A 16,604-nucleotide genomic window follows, 5' to 3' on the forward strand; every position below is an offset into this window, starting at 1 on the left:
TCTGCACGGCGGGCGACCTCCTGGAGGGGCGGAACGACTCCGTCATCCAGTGTGGGGTACGACACACCGAGGCCACGAGGGGCGTGCGGTGACTTTTTGAGACCGGGAGACTACCGGACGTTAGAGTGCGCCGGCACCGTGCGTCTTGAGGGCCGTCTTGTACTGCTGGAGGACGAAGACCTCCTGCTGTGCGGCGGCCTGCTGCTCCGGGGGCACCGCGCCCAGGCGCTTCAGGGCGGAGTTCAGCTGGTCGATACGGCGGTCGACGGCACGGAGCCGGACGGCGGCGAGCTGTTCGGCCGCGTAGACCTCGTCGACCGCCTTGGCCGCGAAGATCGCTTCGACGGCGAGTTCGGTGACGAGGGAACGGACCGTGTCGTTGGGCGCGGCTTCGCGGACGACGTCGAGGTAGTCGGAGGGGGCGCCGTCGGTGCCGCCGGCGTCCTGGATGCACTGGCGGACGGCCGCGTAGGGCGGTGCGGTGAACTCGTCGATGCCGTAGGCGTCGAAGAACGGCGAGACCAGCTCGGGGCGCTGGAGCGCCAGCTTGAGGAGTTCCCGCTCGGTGCGGTGGGCGGGGCTGCGCAGGTTGAGCGCGGGACCGGACTGCGCCGCCGGTGCCTCGATCTGCGGCGTCTCGCGGCGCGGCCGGTCGGCTGTCGGGCCGCGTCCGCCGCGGTCCCGCTGCCACTGGGCGATCCGGCTCACCCGCTGGACGACGAACCGCTCGTCCATGATGCCGAGCATGCCGGCGAGCTGAACCGCGACGCCGTGCCGTACGGCCAGGTTCTTGAGCTTCGCGACGATCGGGGCGGCCTCGTCCAGCGCGGCGGCCTGGCCTCCCGCGGTGTCGAGGTCGTACCGCTTCACGATCTGACGGAGGGCGAACTCGAAGAGCGGGGTGCGGGGTTCGGCCAGTTCCGCGACGGCCGGGTCGCCCTTGGCGAGCCTCAGGTCGCAGGGGTCCATGCCGTCGGGGGCGATGGCGATGTACGTCTCGGCGGCGAACTTCTGGTCGTCCTCGAAAGCGCGCAGGGCGGCCTTCTGGCCGGCGGCGTCGCCGTCGAAGGTGAAGATGACGCGGGCCGAGCCGTTGTCCATGAGGAGGCGGCGGAGGATCTTGATGTGGTCGCCGCCGAAGGCGGTGCCGCAGGTGGCGATGGCGGTGGTGACCCCGGCGAGGTGGCAGGCCATGACGTCGGTGTAGCCCTCGACGACGACGGCCCGGCTGACCTTGGCGATGTCCTTCTTGGCCAGGTCGATGCCGTAGAGCACCTGGGACTTCTTGTAGATCGGGGTCTCGGGGGTGTTGAGGTACTTGGGGCCGTTGTCGTCGTCGCGGAGCTTGCGCGCGCCGAAGCCGACGATCTCGCCGCCGACGTCCTTGATCGGCCACATGAGGCGGCCGCGGAAGCGGTCGATGGGGCCGCGGCGGCCGTCCTGGGAGAGCCCGGAGAGGATGAGTTCCTTGTCGGAGAAGCCCTTGCCGCGCAGGAAGCGGGTGAGGTGGTCCCAGCCGGCCGGGGAGTAGCCGACGGCGAAGTGGGCGGCGGCGGCCTGGTCGAAGCCGCGCTCGGCGAGGAACTTGCGGCCGATCTCCGCCTCGGGCGAGTCGAGTTGGTCGACGTAGAACTGGGTGGCGGCCTTGTGCGCCTCGACCAGCCGGATGCGCTCGCCGCGCTGGTGGCCGGGGTTGTAGCCGCCTTCCTCGTACCGCAGGGTGATGCCCGCCTTCGCGGCGAGGCGCTCGACCGTCTCCGAGAAGGAGAGGTGGTCGATCTTCATCACGAAGGCGATGGTGTCGCCGCCCTCCTGGCAGCCGAAGCAGTGGAAGAGTCCCTTGCTGGGGCTGACCTGGAAGGAGGGCGACTTCTCGTCGTGGAAGGGGCAGAGGCCCTTGAGGTTTCCGCCGCCCGCGTTGCGGAGCTGGAGGTACTCGGACACGACGGCGTCGATCGGGACCGCGTCCCGTACCGCCTTCACGTCGTCATCGTTGATCCTGCCTGCCACGCATGAAGTGTACGGGCGGGGCCGGGGGTCCCCTACGGAACCAGGCTCTCCAGGGGGACGGAGGAATCGGCGAGGGCGTCGGCATCCACGGCCTTGCGGGAGCGGATGAGCCGCTGGATCGGCTCTGTGACGTCCCACACGTTCACGTTCATGCCGGCGAGGACCCGGCCCTCCTTGAGCCAGAAGGCGATGAACTCGCGCTTGCCGGTGTCGCCGCGGACGACGACCTGGTCGTACGAGCCGGGGGGCGCCCAGCCGGAGTACTCCATGCCCAGGTCGTACTGGTCGGAGAAGAAGTAGGGGACGCGGTCGTAGGAGACGGGCTGTCCGAGCATGGCGCGGGCGGCGGCCGGGCCGCCGTTCAGGGCGTTGGCCCAGTGCTCGACGCGCAGCCGGGTGTGGAGCAGCGGGTGGTGGGCGGCGGCCACGTCCCCGGCGGCGTACACGTCGGGGTCGGAGGTGCGCAGCGACTCGTCGACGGCGATGCCGCCGCCGTCGGCGCGGTCGACGAGGGCGAGCCCGGAGTTCTCGGCGAGGGCGGTGCGGGGGGCGGCGCCGATCGCGGCGAGCACGGCGTGCGCCGGGTGCTCCTCGCCGTCGTCGGTGCGGACGGCGAGGACCATGCCGTCCTGGCCGACGATCTCGGTGAGCCGGGCGCCGAAGTGGAAGCGGACGCCGTGGTCGCTGTGGAGGTCGGCGAAGAGCTGGCCGAGCTCGGGGCCGAGGACCCGGTGCAGCGGGGTGGGGTCGGACTCGACGACGGTGACCTCGGCGCCGTAGCCGCGGGCGGCGGCGGCGACCTCCAGGCCGATCCAGCCGGCTCCGGCGATGACCAGGTGGCCGTTGTCGCGGCCGAGGCCGGTGAGGACCTGGCGGAGCCGGTCGGCGTGGGCGAGCCGGCGCAGATGGTGGACGCCGGCGAGTTCGGTGCCGGGGACGTCGAGGCGGCGGGGCTCGGCGCCGGTGGCGAGGAGCAGCTTGTCGTAGCGGATGACGGTGCCGTCGCCGAGGCGCACGGTGCGGGCCTCGCGGTCGACGGCGGTGACGGACTGCCCGAGGTGCAGTTCGATGTCGTGGCCCGCGTACCAGGCGGCCTCGTGGACGAAGACGCTGTCGCGTTCCTTGGCGCCGGTGAGATACCCCTTGGAGAGGGGTGGGCGCTCGTAGGGGTGGTCACGTTCGTCGCCGATGAGGATCACCCGGCCGTTGAACCCCTCGGCGCGCAGGGTCTCCGCCGCTTTGGCCCCTGCCAGGCCCCCGCCGACGATGACAAAGGTCTGATCTGCGTCGACCACGTCGTTTCCTCCTCTTTGCGACCGGTTCCAACCTACGCCCCCGGGAGTTCGTCGGGACGTTCCGCCTCGGGGCGCGCAAGCGAGCGTCCCGTACGGAGCCGGGTGACGGAAGAGGACCTACGCGCGGTGCGGGCGGAGGTGGGCGTGGAGGGCTCGGGCGGAGGCGTCGGTGAGGGAGGCGATCTGGTCGATGATGACGCGCTTGCGGGCCCGGTCGTCGCGGGCCGTGTCGAAGAGGGACCGGAACTGGGGTTCGAGGCCGTCGGGGGCGCGGACGACGAGGGCCTCGGCGAGTTCGGCGACGACGACGCGCTGGTCGGCGCGGAGGGCCTCCTGCTGGGGGCGCTGCATCACGTACCGGTCGGCGACGGCCTTGAGGACCGCGCACTCGTTGCGCGCCTCACGGGGGACGACGAGTGCGGCGCCGTAGCGCGTGAGGCGCCCGGAACCGTAGGCCTCCCGGGTGGCGCCCTCGGCGGCCAGGCAGAAGCGGCCGATGAGCTGGCTGGTGGCGTCCTTGAGGCGGGCCTGGGCGACGGCCGAGCCGTCGTAGCCGTGCGGCCACCACTCCTGGTCGAGGAGCCGGTCGAGGGCCTCGGCCAGCTCCTGCGGGTCGGTGTCCCCGGGTACGTAGCGGCCGATGGCGACCGCCCAGATGTCGGCGCGCTCGGGCTCGGCGAGCAGCAGGTTGGGGTCGATGTGCCCGGCGTGCAGACCGTCCTCGAAGTCGTGCACCGAGTAGGCCACGTCGTCGGACCAGTCCATGACCTGGGCCTCGAAGCACTTGCGGTCGGCGGGGGCGCCGCGCCTGATCCATTCGAAGACGGGCAGGTCGTCCTCGTACACGCCGAACTTGGGCGAGCCGGGGTCCTCGGGGTGTCCGCCGCGCGGCCAGGGGTACTTGGTGGCGGCGTCGAGCGCGGCCCGGGTGAGGTTGAGCCCGACGCTGACCAGTTCCCCCTCGTCGTCCTTCACGAAGCGCTTGGGCTCGATGCGGGTGAGGAGGCGGAGCGACTGGGCGTTCCCCTCGAAGCCGCCGCAGTCCTCGGCGACGTCGTTGAGCGCCTGCTCGCCGTTGTGCCCGAAGGGCGGGTGGCCCATGTCGTGGGAGAGGCAGGCGGCCTCGACGAGGTCGGGGTCGCAGCCGAGGGCGGCGCCCAGCTCGCGGCCGACCTGGGCGCACTCCAGGGAGTGGGTGAGCCGGGTGCGGGGGCTGGCGTCCCAGGCATGGCCCCGGGTTCCCGGGGTGACGACCTGTGTCTTGCCGGCGAGCCTGCGGAGCGCGGCGGAGTGCAGCACGCGGGCGCGGTCGCGCTGGAAGGCGGTGCGGCCGGGGCGTTTGTCGGGCTCGGCGGCCCAGCGCTCGGTGGCGGCCGAGTCGTACCCCGGGGTGCCGGTGAGGTGCGTGGGGTCCGGGGTGTCCTTGATGTCCGCGCTGTCCGCGCTGTCTGTGATGCCTTCCATGACTCGAAGGTAACCGGAGGGACCGACAGAAGCGCTCAGACGGTGGCGAGTTCCCGCCTCGGGGTGGTGCGCCCCAGGGAGGTGTCGTAGCGGTGGAGGACCAGCCGGGCCAGCGCCGGGTGGGCGCCGAGCGGGGCGGAGGCGATCCAGGGGGCGTCGGCGGCGGCGCGGGCGGCGAAGAGGCCGGGGGCGGTGAAGCAGGAGGCGACGGCGACCCGGTGGCGGCCCCTGGCGGCGAGGGCGCGGACCGCCTCGGGGACGGTGGGGGCGGCGGCGGAGGCGTACGCGGGGACGACCGGGACGCCGCCGAGCCGTTCGGCGAGGAGCGCGGCGATGCCGCGGATCTCGGCGGCGGAGCGGGGGTCGCGGGATCCGGCGGAGGCGAGGACGACGCCGGCGGAGCGGGAGGTGCCGTCCTCGGGGGTCCAGCCGGCCCGGGCGAGCCGGTCGGCGAGGGCCTCGACGAGGAGCGGGTGCGCGCCGAGCGGTCCGGCGACGCGGGCCCGGAGGGCGGGTACGGCGGCGAGGGCGGCGGGCAGGTCGTGGGTGACGTGGTGGCCGGGGGCGAGGAGCAGCGGGACGAGTACGGCGTCCCGGCCCTCGGCGGCCAGTTCCGTGAGCGTGGCGTCGAGGAGCGGGGCGTTCAGCTCGATGTGCGCGAGCCGCACGTCGAGCCCTGGCCGCAGCTCACGGACCCGGCCGAGGAGCCGGTTCAGGGTGGCGCGGGCGCGGGGGTCGCGGCTGCCGTGGCCGACGGCAACGAGGGTGGGCGTGGTCATGGGCGGGGACACCTCCTCGCCGTGCTTCCGCGGCCGGGGGCCGTACGGACGCACCTGGCCGAGCTGGAGTCCGAGCTGCTCGGTGATCCTGCCGAGCAGCCCGGCGGCGTGGGCGAAGGTACTGTCCGGCTCCGTCATGCACCGATCCTGCGGGTCGCAGGTTGCCTGCCCGTTGCGCGGGGGTCACGACTGTTTTCCGTGACCTCACGCTCACGCGCGCGGCGTTGTCAGCCAGGCCCACGCTCACGCGCGCGGCGTTGCCGGCCAGGCCCACGCGCACGCGTGCGGTGCGGTGCGGTCAGGTGTCCAGCCAGACCCTCAGCGGGCCCGTTTCACGGAAGCCCGCGGCCAGCGCGGGGGTGAGGTCGTCGCCCGACTCGTAGCCGACGGCGACGTGGTCGCCCGGCACCAGGCCCAGGCAGCCCGCCCAGGCCTCGGCCGGGTCCGTGTCCCCCGTGGCGAAGAGGTTGGAGACGCCCGTGACGCGGGCGCTCGCGCTGAGCACCGCGCCGCCGAGGATCCGCCCGTCGGCGGCGTGTCCCGCGACGATCGTGGTCGCCGGGTCAGCGAGGAGTTCCGGCCGGAACAGGGCCGCCTCCTCGGCGTCGCCGTCGCTCCAGGCGAGGGCCCAGGCGGCGAGTTCGTCCGGGGTACGGACGGCGCGCCAGTCGCCGGGGGCCGGGGGCACCGGGAGGCCCGCCGGGCGGTGGATCCACTGGGCCTCGAAGAGAAGACGGAAGCCCTCGGCCGCCAGGTCCAGGCGGGCGTAGCTGTCCTTCACCGAGGCGCCGGGGGTGCTTCGGTCGATGCCGGTGAGGACGTCCCCGGCCGTCGCGTCCCCGGTCAGCGTCACCGCGTCCGGGTAGTAGAGCGGCGTGCGGCGGTCGTGGGTCCAGGCGCGGGGGCCGAAGGTGCCGGGGTGGCCGTGGGCCGCGCACATGGCCCGGCACCACTCGGCGTTGTTGCGGACGGCCTCCGCGAGGACGGCATCGATGATCATGGGCGGATCGTACGGGCCGGAGCACCTTCCCCTCTCCTCTTTTTTCCTTCCGAATCACGGAATATCTTTTCCGTTATGAGAATGTCCCCGCCCGCGCTCCCCCGGCGTGTCGCCGCCGAGTTCATCGGCACCGGCGCCCTCGTCGCCGTCGTCGTCGGCTCCGGCATCCGCGCCGACTCCCTGAGCCAGGACATCGGTGTCCGGCTGCTCGCCAACGCCGCCGCCTCCGCCCTCGGCCTCGGGCTGCTCATCGCCCTGATCGGGCCGCTCTCCGGCGCCCACTTCAACCCCGTCGTGACCCTCTCCGAGTGGTGGTCCGGGCGCCCCGAGCGCGGGGGCCGCGAGGCCGCCGCCTACATCGGCGCCCAGGTCACCGGCGCCGTCGCCGGGGCCCTGCTCGCCGAGGCCATGTTCGGGCGGACGCCCGGCACAGCCTGGGCCACCGAGCCCCGCACGGCGCCCCATCTGCTGCTCGGCGAGGCCGTCGCCACCGCCGGTCTCGTCCTCGTCGTACGGGGCCTGCGCCACATCGGGCGCCCCTCCCTCGCCCCGGTCGCCGTCGCCGGCTACATCGGCGCGGCCATCTGGTTCACCTCGTCCGGGTCCTTCGCCAACCCGGCGGCCACCGTCGGCCGCGCCTTCACCGACTCCTTCACCGGGATCGCGCCCGCCTCCGTGCCCGCCTTCGCCGCCGCCCAACTGCTCGGCATGCTGCTCGGGATGGGCCTGGCCGGTGTGTTGTACGGAACAACCCGCACGTCCGGCGAACCGAATCCCGCCGACGCGCGTCGGACGGGGTGACAGACCGACACCGCTCCCCGCACCACGGAGGTTCCCGCATGCCGGCACGGCTCACCCGGTCGATCCCCCGCACCGTCCGGGCCCGCCGCCGTACCGTCCAGGCCGTGATGCTGGGCGCCGTGCTCGCCCTCGCCCCGGTCACCTGGATGCACACCGCCGCCGCCGGGAAGCTCCGTACCACCGCCGACGTGCCCGCCCGGGACGTCGGCGTCGTCTTCGGCGCCGGGCTGTGGAACGGCCGCCCCACCCCGTACCTCGCGCACCGGCTCGACACGGCCGCCGAGCTGTACCGGACGGGCAAGGTCCGGGTCCTCCTCGTCACCGGCGACAACAGCCGGACCGCGTACGACGAACCCAGCGCCATGCGCGCGTACCTCACCGCGCGCGGGGTGCCCGACGGCCGGATCGTCAGCGACTACGCGGGCTTCGACACCTGGGACTCCTGCGTCCGCGCCCGGAAGGTCTTCGGCGTCGACCGGGCCGTGCTCGTCACCCAGGACTTCCACATCAAGCGGGCCGTCGCGCTCTGCGGGCGCGCGGGCGTCGACGCGTACGGCGTCGGGGTGCCCGAACCCCACGACCGCACCTGGTACTACGGCACCACCCGGGAGCTGTTCGCGGCGGGCAAGGCCGCCCTCGACGCCGGTCTGCGGCCCGACCCGCACTTCCTCGGCCCGCAGGAGAAGGGCGTCACCGAGGCGCTGGCCTCGGCGGCCCACGCCCCGCGGTGAGGCGAGGGACCGAGGCGCCGCCCTCACCCCGGAGGCCGCGGGGCGCGGAGCGCATCGCACCGCGCCCGTAATGCGCGGCACCACCCCGCGTAACACTCCCGACCCACGCTGAACCGCATGTCCGAGGTCACCGCCGTACCCACCCACTGCCCCTACTGCGCCCTGCAGTGCGGCATGTCGCTCCGCCCCACCGGCGCCCCGGAGCTGCCCGCCGAGGTGGTCGAGCGGGCCGACTTCCCCGTCAACCGGGGCGCCCTGTGCGGCAAGGGCCGCACCGCCCCCTCCGTACTCTCCTCCCGGGTCCGGCTCACCGGGCCCCTGGTCCGGCGCCCCGACACGGGGGCCCTGGCGCCCGCGTCCTGGGAGGAGGCGCTCGCCGCCGTCGCCGACGGGCTGCGCCGCACCCGCGCCGGGCACGGCCCCGACGCCGTGGGAGTCTTCGGCGGCGGCGGCCTCACCAACGAGAAGGCGTACACCCTGGGCAAGTTCGCCCGGCTCGTCCTCGGCACCTCGCAGATCGACTACAACGGGCGCTTCTGCATGTCGTCGGCGGCAGCCGCCCACGGCAGGGCCTTCGGGCTCGACCGGGGGCTGCCCTTCCCCCTGGAGGACATCCCGAGGACCGGCTGCGTGATCCTCGTCGGCTCCAACCTCGCCGAGACCATGCCGCCCGCCCTGCGCCACCTCACCGAGCTGAGGGAGAACGGCGGGAAGCTGATCGTGGTCGATCCGCGCCGCACCCGCACCGCCGAACACGCCGACCTGCACCTCGCCCCGCGCCCCGGCACCGACCTCGCGCTCGCCCTCGGCATGCTGCACCTGGTCGTGGCCGAGGGGCGGGTGGACGAGGAGTTCGTCCGGGAGCGCACCGCGGGCTGGGAGGCCGCGCGCGCCGGGGCCATGTCCCACTGGCCCGAGCAGGTCGAGCGGATCACCGGCGTGCCGGTACCGCAGCTCCGGGAGGCGGTCGCGCTGTTCTCCGACGCACCCACCGGCATGGTCCTGACCGCGCGCGGCCCCGAGCAGCAGTCCAAGGGCACCGACACCGTCGGCGCCTGGATCAACCTCTGTCTGGCCACCGGCAAGGCGGGCCGCCCGCTCAGCGGCTACGGCTGCCTCACCGGCCAGGGCAACGGCCAGGGCGGTCGCGAGCACGGCCAGAAGGCCGACCAGCTGCCCGGCTACCGCAAGCTCGACGACCCGGCCGCACGCGCGCACGTGGCCGGGGTCTGGGGCGTGCCCCCCGAGTCGCTGCCGGGCCCGGGGCGGAGCGCGTACGAACTCCTCGACGCGCTCGGCGGCGACGTGAAGGCCCTGCTGCTCATGGGCTCCAACCCGGTGGTCTCCGCGCCCCGCGCCGCGCACGTCGAGCAGCGGCTGCGGTCGCTCGGCTTCCTCGCCGTCGCGGACGTGGTGCTCTCCGAGACCGCCGCGCTCGCCGATGTGGTGCTGCCGGTCACCCAGTGGGCGGAGGAGACCGGCACCATGACCAACCTGGAGGGCAGGGTCCTGCTCCGGCGCCGCGCCCTCACCCCGCCCGCCGGGGTGCGCAGCGACCTGGAGGTGCTGCACGCGCTCGCCGGACTCCTCGGCTGGGAGAAGGGGTTCCCCGCCGAGCCCGAGGAGGTCTTCGACGAGCTGCGGCGGGCCTCGGCCGGCGGTCCCGCCGACTACTCGGGCATCGACTACCGGCGGATCGAGGAGGAGCAGGGCGTCTTCTGGCCCTGCCCGGCGGCCCCGGAGGGCGCCGGGGCCCATCCCGGGACGCCCCGGCTGTTCCTCGACCGGTTCGCGACCGACGACGGGCGGGCCCGGTTCGTGCCGGTGGTGCACCGGGCGGCGGCCGAGGAGACGGACGCCGAGTACCCGGTGGTCCTCACCACCGGGCGGGTCGTGTCCCAGTACCAGTCCGGGGCGCAGACCCGGCGGGTCGCCGAGCTGAACGCGGCGGCGCCCGGCCCCTTCGTGGAGCTGCACCCCCGGCTGGCCGAGCGGCTGGGGGTGGCGGAGGGCGAGCGGATCGCGGTGGTCTCGCGGCGCGGGCGGGCGGTCGCACCGGCCCGGATCACCGCCGCCATCCGGCCGGACACGGTCTTCATGCCGTTCCACTGGTACGGGGAGGGGCGGGCCAACACCCTCGTGAACCCGGCGCTGGACCCGGTGTCCGGGATGCCGGAGTTCAAGGTGTGCGCGGTGCGCCTGGAGCCGGTCGTCACCGAGGACGCCGAGGCCGGCTGAACCGGCCGCGCACGCGCTGAGGCCGGCCGGGCGCACCACGGGCGCTACGGCCGGTCGAACCAGTCCCCGCTCTCGATGACCTCGCCGAGCGGCGCGTCCGGCGCCGCCAGGAACACCCAGGCGGACACCCGCGCCCCGTCCCGTACCCGTACGACGTCCATCGCCGCCCGCTCGTACCCGACGGGCAGCTCAAGGCGGTCGAGCAGCCCGAACAGATCGCCGTAGTCGCCGGGCGAGGGCGTGAGGAGCGTGCCGACCACCTCGCCGCCGTTCGCCGGGACGACGTACGGGTAGCCGGGCCCGTCGTGGAGGACCGCCCCGTGCAGCACGGCGTCCGCCTCGGAGCCGATCCGGCCGGCGAGGAACCGGTCGTGGTTGTACGCGCCGGGGCGCAGCGTCCCGTAGACGAAGAACGGCCGCTCGTCGTCCGCGGGGGCCGCGGTCACCTCGGCGGCCTCGGTCTCCCGCTCGACCCAGCGGGCGTACTCCGCGCCCACCCGGGCAACCCGGGTGGCGAGGATCTCGGGCGTCTCGTAGTCGTGGGCGGCGAGCAGGTACGCCTCCAGCGCCGGGTAGCGGGCCTCGGTGCTCTTGAACTCCACCTGCCACTCCTCGGTCGTCTCGATCGCGCCCCGCCAGTGGTAGACGGAGGTGACGGGCCCCGAGATCTGCGCGCAGGCGACGAGCCGGGCCTCGACGGCGCCGCGCGCCAGGGCCTCGGCCTTGGCGCGCGCGTCGATGGTGGTGCGGACGGTGACGATCACGTCTCCACCGTACGGGCGAACTGGGCCGCGTGCAGCCGGGCGTACGCCCCTCCGGCGGCGAGGAGTTCCTCGTGGCCGCCCTGTTCGGCGATGGCTCCGTCCTCCATCACCAGGATGGTGTCGGCGTCGCGGATCGTGGAGAGCCGGTGGGCGACGACGAAGCTGGTGCGGCCGGCCCGGAGCGAGGCCATCGCCTGCTGGACGAGGACCTCGGTGCGGGTGTCGACGGAGCTGGTGGCCTCGTCGAGGACGAGGATCACCGGATCGGAGAGGAACGCGCGGGCGAGGGTGATCAGCTGCTTCTCCCCCGCGCTGAGGCCGCCGCCGTCCTCGTCGAGCACGGTGTCGTACCCGGCGGGCAGGGTGCGGACGAAGCGGTCGGCGTGCGCGGCCCGCGCCGCCTCGACGATCCGCTCGCGGGAGACCTCGCCGGGCACCCCGTACGCGATGTTGTCGGCGATGGTGCCGCCGAACAGCCAGGTGTCCTGGAGGACCATGCCGATGCCGGAGCGCAGTTCCTCCCGGGTCATCGCGGCGGTGTCGACGCCGTCGAGGGTGATCCGGCCGCCGGTCACCTCGTGGAAGCGGAGCAGCAGGTTGACCAGGGTGGTCTTGCCCGCGCCGGTCGGGCCGACGATCGCGACGGTCCTGCCGGGCTCGACGGTGAGGGACAGCTCCTCGATGAGCGGCCTGCCCGGCTCGTAGCGGAAGGCGACCTGCTCGAAGGAGACCTTGCCGCGCGGCTCGGCGGGCCGCCGCGGTGCGGCCGGGTCCGGGGTCTCCTCCTCGGCGTCGAGGAGGTCGAAGACCCGCTCGGCGGAGGCCACCCCGGACTGGAGGAGGTTGGCCATCGCGGCGACCTGGGTGATCGGGCCGTTGAAGTCGTACGAGTACTGGACGAAGGCCTGCACGTCGCCGACGGAGAGAGTGCCGCTCGCCACCCGCAGTCCGCCGACGACGGCGATGGCGACGTAGTTGAGGTTGCCGACGAAGGTCAGCGCGGGCTGGATGAAGCCGGAGACGAACTGGGCGCGGAAGCTCGCCCGGTACAGCTCCTCGCCCAGCTCGTCGAAGCGGCGCACGGCCTCGGCGCGGCGGCCGAAGGCGACGACCTCCGTGTGGCCGGTGATCATCTCCTCGACGTGGCTGCCGAGCCGGCCGGTGACCGCCCACTGCTTCACGAACTGCGGCTGGGCGCGCCGGCCGACGAGGGCGGCGACGGCGATCGAGACGGGCACGGTGGCGAGGGCGACGAGCGCGAGCAGCGGGGAGATCCAGAACATCATCACCAGGACTCCGGCCAGGGTCAGCAGGGCGCGGACCATCTGGCTGAAGGCCTGCTGGAGGGTCTGGGTGACGTTGTCGATGTCGTTGGTGGTGCGCGAGAGCACCTCGCCGCGCGACTGCCGGTCGAGATAGGTGAGGGGCAGCTTCGCCAGTTTGTGCTGGGCCTCCCGGCGGAGCCGGTGGCCGGCCCGCTGGACGACGGTGGTGGCGATGCGCAGCTGGGTCCAGGTGAGGAGGGAGGACCCGGCGACGACGAGGGCGGAGAGGGCGAGGAGCCGGCCGACGGCCGGGAAGTCGACCCCGGCGGGGCCGGTGGCTCCGGTGATGACGAGGTCGGTGGCGCGGCCGAGGAGGAGTGGGCCGAGGACGGAGAGGGAGACGGCGGCGGCGCCGGCGGCGAGGACGCCGAGGAGGCGGGCCCGGTCGGGGGCGAGGGTGCGCAGGAGGCGGAGGCCGGAGGCGCGGAAGGAGAGGGAACGTTCGAGGGAAGGGGTGGCGAGGCCGGGGCCGCGCTGGGGCGGGGGGCCGGTGCGGGCGGGGGCGGTGGCGGGGCCGCCGGGGGTGGGGCCGGGAGCGGAGGGTGTGGTGCCGGGGCCGCCGGGGGTGGGGCCGGGGGCGCGGGGCTCGGTCGCCGTACTCACGCGGCTTCCTCCTCGGTGAGCTGGGAGAGGACGATCTCCCGGTAGGTGGCGTTGTCCCGCATCAGGGACGTGTGGGTGCCGGTGCCGACGCTCCGGCCCCGGTCGAGGACGACGATCCGGTCGGCCTGCCGGATGGTGGAGACCCGCTGGGCGACGATGACGACGGTCGCGTCCGCCGTCTCCTCGCGCAGGGCGGCGCGGAGCCGGGCGTCGGTCCCGGGGTCGAGGGCGGAGAAGGAGTCGTCGAAGAGGTAGAGGCGGGGGCGGGCGACGAGGACCCGGGCGATGGCGAGGCGCTGGCGCTGGCCGCCGGAGAAGTTGGTGCCGCCCTGGGAGACGGGTGCGTCGAGGCCCTCGTCGAGCGTGCGGACGAAGTCGGCGGCCTGGGCGACCTCCAGCGCGTGCCAGAGTTCTTCGTCGGTGGCGTCGGGTCTGCCGTAGCGGAGGTTGGTGGCGACGGTCCCGGAGAAGAGGTACGGCTTCTGGGGGACGAGACCCACCGTCCTGGCCATGAGCTCGGGGTCGAGCCTGCGGACGTCGACGCCGTCGACGAGGACTTCGCCGCCGGTGGCGTCGAAGAGCCGGGGGACGAGTCCGAGGAGGGTGGACTTGCCGCTGCCGGTGGAGCCGATGATCGCGGTGGTCTCCCCGGGCCGGGCGACGAGCCCGACCTCCTTGAGGACGGATTCCTCCGCGCCCGGGTAGCGGAAGTCCGCGCTCCTGACCTCCAGATGACCGCGCCGGACCGCCGGCCTCACCGCGTTCACCGGAGGGGCGACGGACGGGCGGGTGCCGAGCACCTCACGGACGCGCTCGGCGCCCGCCTCGGCCCGGGGCATGTTCATGAGCAGGAAGAGGACCATCATCACGGACATCGAGGTCTGGAGCAGATAGCCGAGGAAGGCGACGAGCCCGCCCGGCTGGAGGGCGCCGGAGTCGATGCGGTGGGCTCCGACGTACACGAGGGCGACGGTCGTCAGCTGCCAGACGATGAGCACGGTGGGGAACATCAGGGCCTGGAGGCGGCCGGCCCGCAGCCCGACGGAGAAGAGTTCGTCGTTGGCGGCGGCGAACCGTTCCCGCTCGTGCCGGTCGCGGACGAAGGCGCGGACCACCCGGACGCCGGTGATCTGCTCGCGCAGCACCCGGTTGGCTCCGTCGACGCGCTCCTGCATGCCCCGGAAGAGCGGCCTCATGCGCAGCACGACGGTGCCGACGGCCCCGGTCATCACGGGTACGAAGAGCAGCAGGACCAGGGCGAGCGGCACGTCCTGACGCAGGGCCATGGCGATGCCGCCGAAGCAGAGGAGAGGCGCGGCGACCAGCATCGTCAGGACGAGGACGGTGAAGGTCTGGATCTGCTGGACGTCGTTGGTGGTACGGGTGATGAGGGAGGCGGCGCCGAAGCGGCCCCGCTCCCGGGCGGAGAAGTCCTGGACGTGCCGGAAGACCTCGGAGCGCAGGTCGCGGGCGACGCCCATGGCGATCCGGGCGCCGGTGTAGGTGGCGGCGGCGGCGGCCACCGCCTGGAGCAGGGTGACGGCGATCATCGCGGCGCCGCCGTGGAGGACCCGGTCGGTGTCCCCGCGCAGGACGCCCTGGTCGATGATCCCGGCGTTGAGGGTGGGCAGGGCGAGGGAGGCCAGCGTCTGGACGAGCTGGAGGCCGACGAGGAGGGCGAGGAGGCGCCGGTGGGGCAGGAGGCGGGGCGCGAGAAGTCGCAGCAGCACGGTGACGGTTCCTCACTCGCCGTACGGGTGGAAGGACTTGGCGTCCTTGAGGGCGCGGCCCCACCAGGCGAGCTGGTCGAGGAGGGCCTTGGCGGCGATCTCGGCGCCGGCCGGGTCCTTGTGACGGCCGTCCTCGTCGAACTGCCCGTGGGCGTGGTGGAAGGAGACGGTGTCGCGGACGGTGACGGCGTGCATCTCGGCGTAGACCTGGCGCAGTTGCTCGACGGCGCGCAGGCCGCCGGAGATGCCGCCGTAGGAGACGAAGCCGACGGGCTTGGCCTGCCATTCGGTGTAGTGCCGGTCGATCAGGTTCTTGAGGGAGGCGGGGAAGGAGTGGTTGTACTCGGGGGTGATGACGACGAAGGCGTCGGCCGCTTCCAGCACCGGGGTGACCTTGGCGAGTTCGGCGCGGACGGCCGGGGAGGGCCGGTGGGAGAGGGTGGTGGGGAGATCGACCTCGGCGAGGTCGACGAGGGTGACGGCGAAGTCCTCGCGCTCGGCGAGGCGGGAGCGGAACCAGTCGGTGACGACGGGGGCGAAGCGGCCTTCACGGTCGCTGGCGACGACGAGGGCGAGGGTGAGGGGCTGGGCCTGGGTGGAGCTCGTGATGTCCATGCCGAGGATCGTGGTACCTCAAGTTTGGTTGAGGTCAAGCGCCGATCGCGGGAACTTCCCCTGGACGTACGGTGAGCGCATGACGACTCCGCCTCCGCACATCGAGATCGACGGCGCCCCCGTGGCCGACCCGGGACTGCTGGCCGCCGTCATGACCGGCTTCGGGCACTTCACGGCCATGCAGGTGCGGGAGGGCCGCGTGAAGGGGCTCGGCCTCCACCTCGCCCGCCTGGACCGCTCCACCCGGGAGCTGTTCGGCCGGGGGCTGGACGGCGAGGAGGTCCGCGCGCTGGCAGCCGGAGCCCTGGAGCGGGCCGGGCGGCGGGACGCCTCGCTGCGGGTGTACGTGTACCCGGGCGTCCGCGTCGCGGTGACGGTCGCCGCACCGGCCCCGGACGGCCCCGGCACCCCGCAGCGGCTGACGACCGCCGAGTACTGGCGCCCCGCCCCCCACATCAAGCACCTGGGCGGTTTCGGCCAGAGCTACCACCGCGAGGCGGCCGTGCGGGCCGGCTTCGACGAGGCCCTGCTGACCTCCCCGTACGGCGAGATCGCCGAGGGCGCGATCACCAACATCGCCTTCTGGGACGGAACTTCGCTGGTCTGGCCCTCGGCGCCCTGCCTCGAAGGGATCACGATGGCCCTGCTGGCGCCCCGGCTGGGCTCGGTCAGGCGCCCGGTCACCCTGGCGGACCTGCCGGGGTACCGGGCCGCCCTGGTGACCAACTCCCGGGGCATCGCCCCCGTGACGGCGATCGACGAGGTCGCGTTCGCGGTGGACGAGGAGCTGATGGGGCGGGTGTACGCGGCGTACGACGCGGTGGAGCGGGACGAACTCCGGCCCTGACGCGCCACGGAGCCCCCCTCCACATCGGCGCGTCGACCAAGGTCATCTACACGATGTCCGGCGGGAAGGAGGGACTGATCGACGCGCTGTACCGGGAGGGCTTCGCCCGGCTGCGCCGCGCCCTCGTCGAGGGAGGCAGCCTCCCGTACGAACTCGGCTACGAGCCGGACACGGCGGGCCCCTGCGGCCCGGGGCCGACCCCCGAGGGGTACAGCGCCAACGCCCACTCGCTCTTCGCCCCGCACACCGGCGAACTGCACTCGCTCGCCTTCCTCTACCGCTCCGACGACATCCAGCACATCGTGATGGACGCCACCAGGACCGTCCGGGTGCCCGGCAACCCGTACATGCACGACTTCGCGCTGACGCGTCCGCCCGCGACTTCTCCGGCGCACCGGTCGC

At 73.8% G+C, this 16,604-nt stretch carries 13 protein-coding genes; 4 read left to right on the plus strand and 9 right to left on the minus strand.

Annotated elements, in window-relative coordinates; translation table 11 throughout:
* Nucleotides 1-120: 120 nt before the first annotated feature.
* The 5 genes from dnaG to V4Y03_RS10070 all read right to left on the minus strand — a co-directional run bounded on the left by dnaG (nucleotide 121) and on the right by V4Y03_RS10070 (nucleotide 6,548).
* Entirely contained in the window at nucleotides 121-2,010 is a 1,890-nt protein-coding gene (gene dnaG / locus V4Y03_RS10050) for a DNA primase (RefSeq protein ID WP_317876774.1), read from the minus strand.
* A 32-nt stretch (nucleotides 2,011-2,042) separates the two neighbouring features.
* A complete protein-coding gene (locus V4Y03_RS10055; protein ID WP_332434691.1) occupies nucleotides 2,043-3,305 on the minus strand; it encodes an NAD(P)/FAD-dependent oxidoreductase in 1,263 nt (420 codons plus the stop codon).
* A gap of 117 nt (nucleotides 3,306-3,422) precedes the next feature.
* A complete protein-coding gene (locus tag V4Y03_RS10060; protein ID WP_332434692.1) occupies nucleotides 3,423-4,769 on the minus strand; it encodes a deoxyguanosinetriphosphate triphosphohydrolase in 1,347 nt (448 codons plus the stop codon).
* 35 nt (nucleotides 4,770-4,804) lie between these two features.
* Nucleotides 4,805-5,686 carry a sirohydrochlorin chelatase gene (locus V4Y03_RS10065; RefSeq protein ID WP_332434693.1) on the minus strand — a complete coding sequence of 294 codons (882 nt, stop codon included), beginning with the start codon at nucleotides 5,684-5,686 and terminating at the stop codon, nucleotides 4,805-4,807.
* Nucleotides 5,687-5,846: 160 nt separating this feature from the next.
* Complete coding sequence (locus tag V4Y03_RS10070) at nucleotides 5,847-6,548, minus strand: hypothetical protein (RefSeq protein WP_332434694.1); 702 nt, start codon at nucleotides 6,546-6,548, stop codon at nucleotides 5,847-5,849.
* A 75-nt stretch (nucleotides 6,549-6,623) separates the two neighbouring features.
* Here V4Y03_RS10070 and V4Y03_RS10075 point away from each other — a divergent pair, with 75 nt between their 5' ends.
* The 3 genes from V4Y03_RS10075 to V4Y03_RS10085 all read left to right on the plus strand — a co-directional run bounded on the left by V4Y03_RS10075 (nucleotide 6,624) and on the right by V4Y03_RS10085 (nucleotide 10,318).
* Entirely contained in the window at nucleotides 6,624-7,349 is a 726-nt protein-coding gene (locus tag V4Y03_RS10075; RefSeq protein WP_317877571.1) for an aquaporin, read from the plus strand.
* Between the two features lie 38 nt (nucleotides 7,350-7,387).
* Nucleotides 7,388-8,080, plus strand: coding sequence for a SanA/YdcF family protein (locus V4Y03_RS10080; RefSeq protein WP_317877572.1), 693 nt, complete (start codon nucleotides 7,388-7,390; stop codon nucleotides 8,078-8,080).
* Nucleotides 8,081-8,197: 117 nt separating this feature from the next.
* A complete protein-coding gene (locus V4Y03_RS10085) occupies nucleotides 8,198-10,318 on the plus strand; it encodes a molybdopterin oxidoreductase family protein (protein WP_332434695.1) in 2,121 nt (706 codons plus the stop codon).
* A gap of 44 nt (nucleotides 10,319-10,362) precedes the next feature.
* Here V4Y03_RS10085 and cutA read toward each other — a convergent pair whose 3' ends face one another.
* The 4 genes from cutA to V4Y03_RS10105 are packed head-to-tail and all read right to left on the minus strand — an operon-like array spanning nucleotide 10,363 to nucleotide 15,355.
* Nucleotides 10,363-11,082: a divalent cation tolerance protein CutA gene (gene cutA, locus V4Y03_RS10090; protein ID WP_332434696.1), complete on the minus strand. Its 720-nt coding sequence runs from the start codon at nucleotides 11,080-11,082 to the stop codon at nucleotides 10,363-10,365.
* Entirely contained in the window at nucleotides 11,079-13,010 is a 1,932-nt protein-coding gene (locus tag V4Y03_RS10095; RefSeq protein ID WP_332434697.1) for an ABC transporter ATP-binding protein, read from the minus strand. Before V4Y03_RS10095 ends, cutA begins: the two co-directional genes overlap by 4 nt.
* Nucleotides 13,007-14,740, minus strand: a complete 1,734-nt coding sequence (locus V4Y03_RS10100) for an ABC transporter ATP-binding protein (RefSeq protein ID WP_332434698.1) — start codon at nucleotides 14,738-14,740, stop codon at nucleotides 13,007-13,009. Before V4Y03_RS10100 ends, V4Y03_RS10095 begins: the two co-directional genes overlap by 4 nt.
* A 12-nt stretch (nucleotides 14,741-14,752) precedes the next feature.
* The gene (locus V4Y03_RS10105) at nucleotides 14,753-15,355 is read right to left on the minus strand and encodes an NADPH-dependent FMN reductase (RefSeq protein ID WP_332434699.1); all 603 of its coding nucleotides are present in this window, start codon (nucleotides 15,353-15,355) and stop codon (nucleotides 14,753-14,755) included.
* 79 nt (nucleotides 15,356-15,434) lie between these two features.
* Between V4Y03_RS10105 and V4Y03_RS10110 the strand changes: the two genes are divergently transcribed.
* Nucleotides 15,435-16,202: an aminotransferase class IV gene (locus V4Y03_RS10110; RefSeq protein ID WP_317875968.1), complete on the plus strand. Its 768-nt coding sequence runs from the start codon at nucleotides 15,435-15,437 to the stop codon at nucleotides 16,200-16,202.
* Nucleotides 16,203-16,604 lie beyond the last annotated feature (402 nt).

The organism is Streptomyces sp. P9-A4, from assembly GCF_036634195.1.
Classification (GTDB): domain Bacteria; phylum Actinomycetota; class Actinomycetes; order Streptomycetales; family Streptomycetaceae; genus Streptomyces.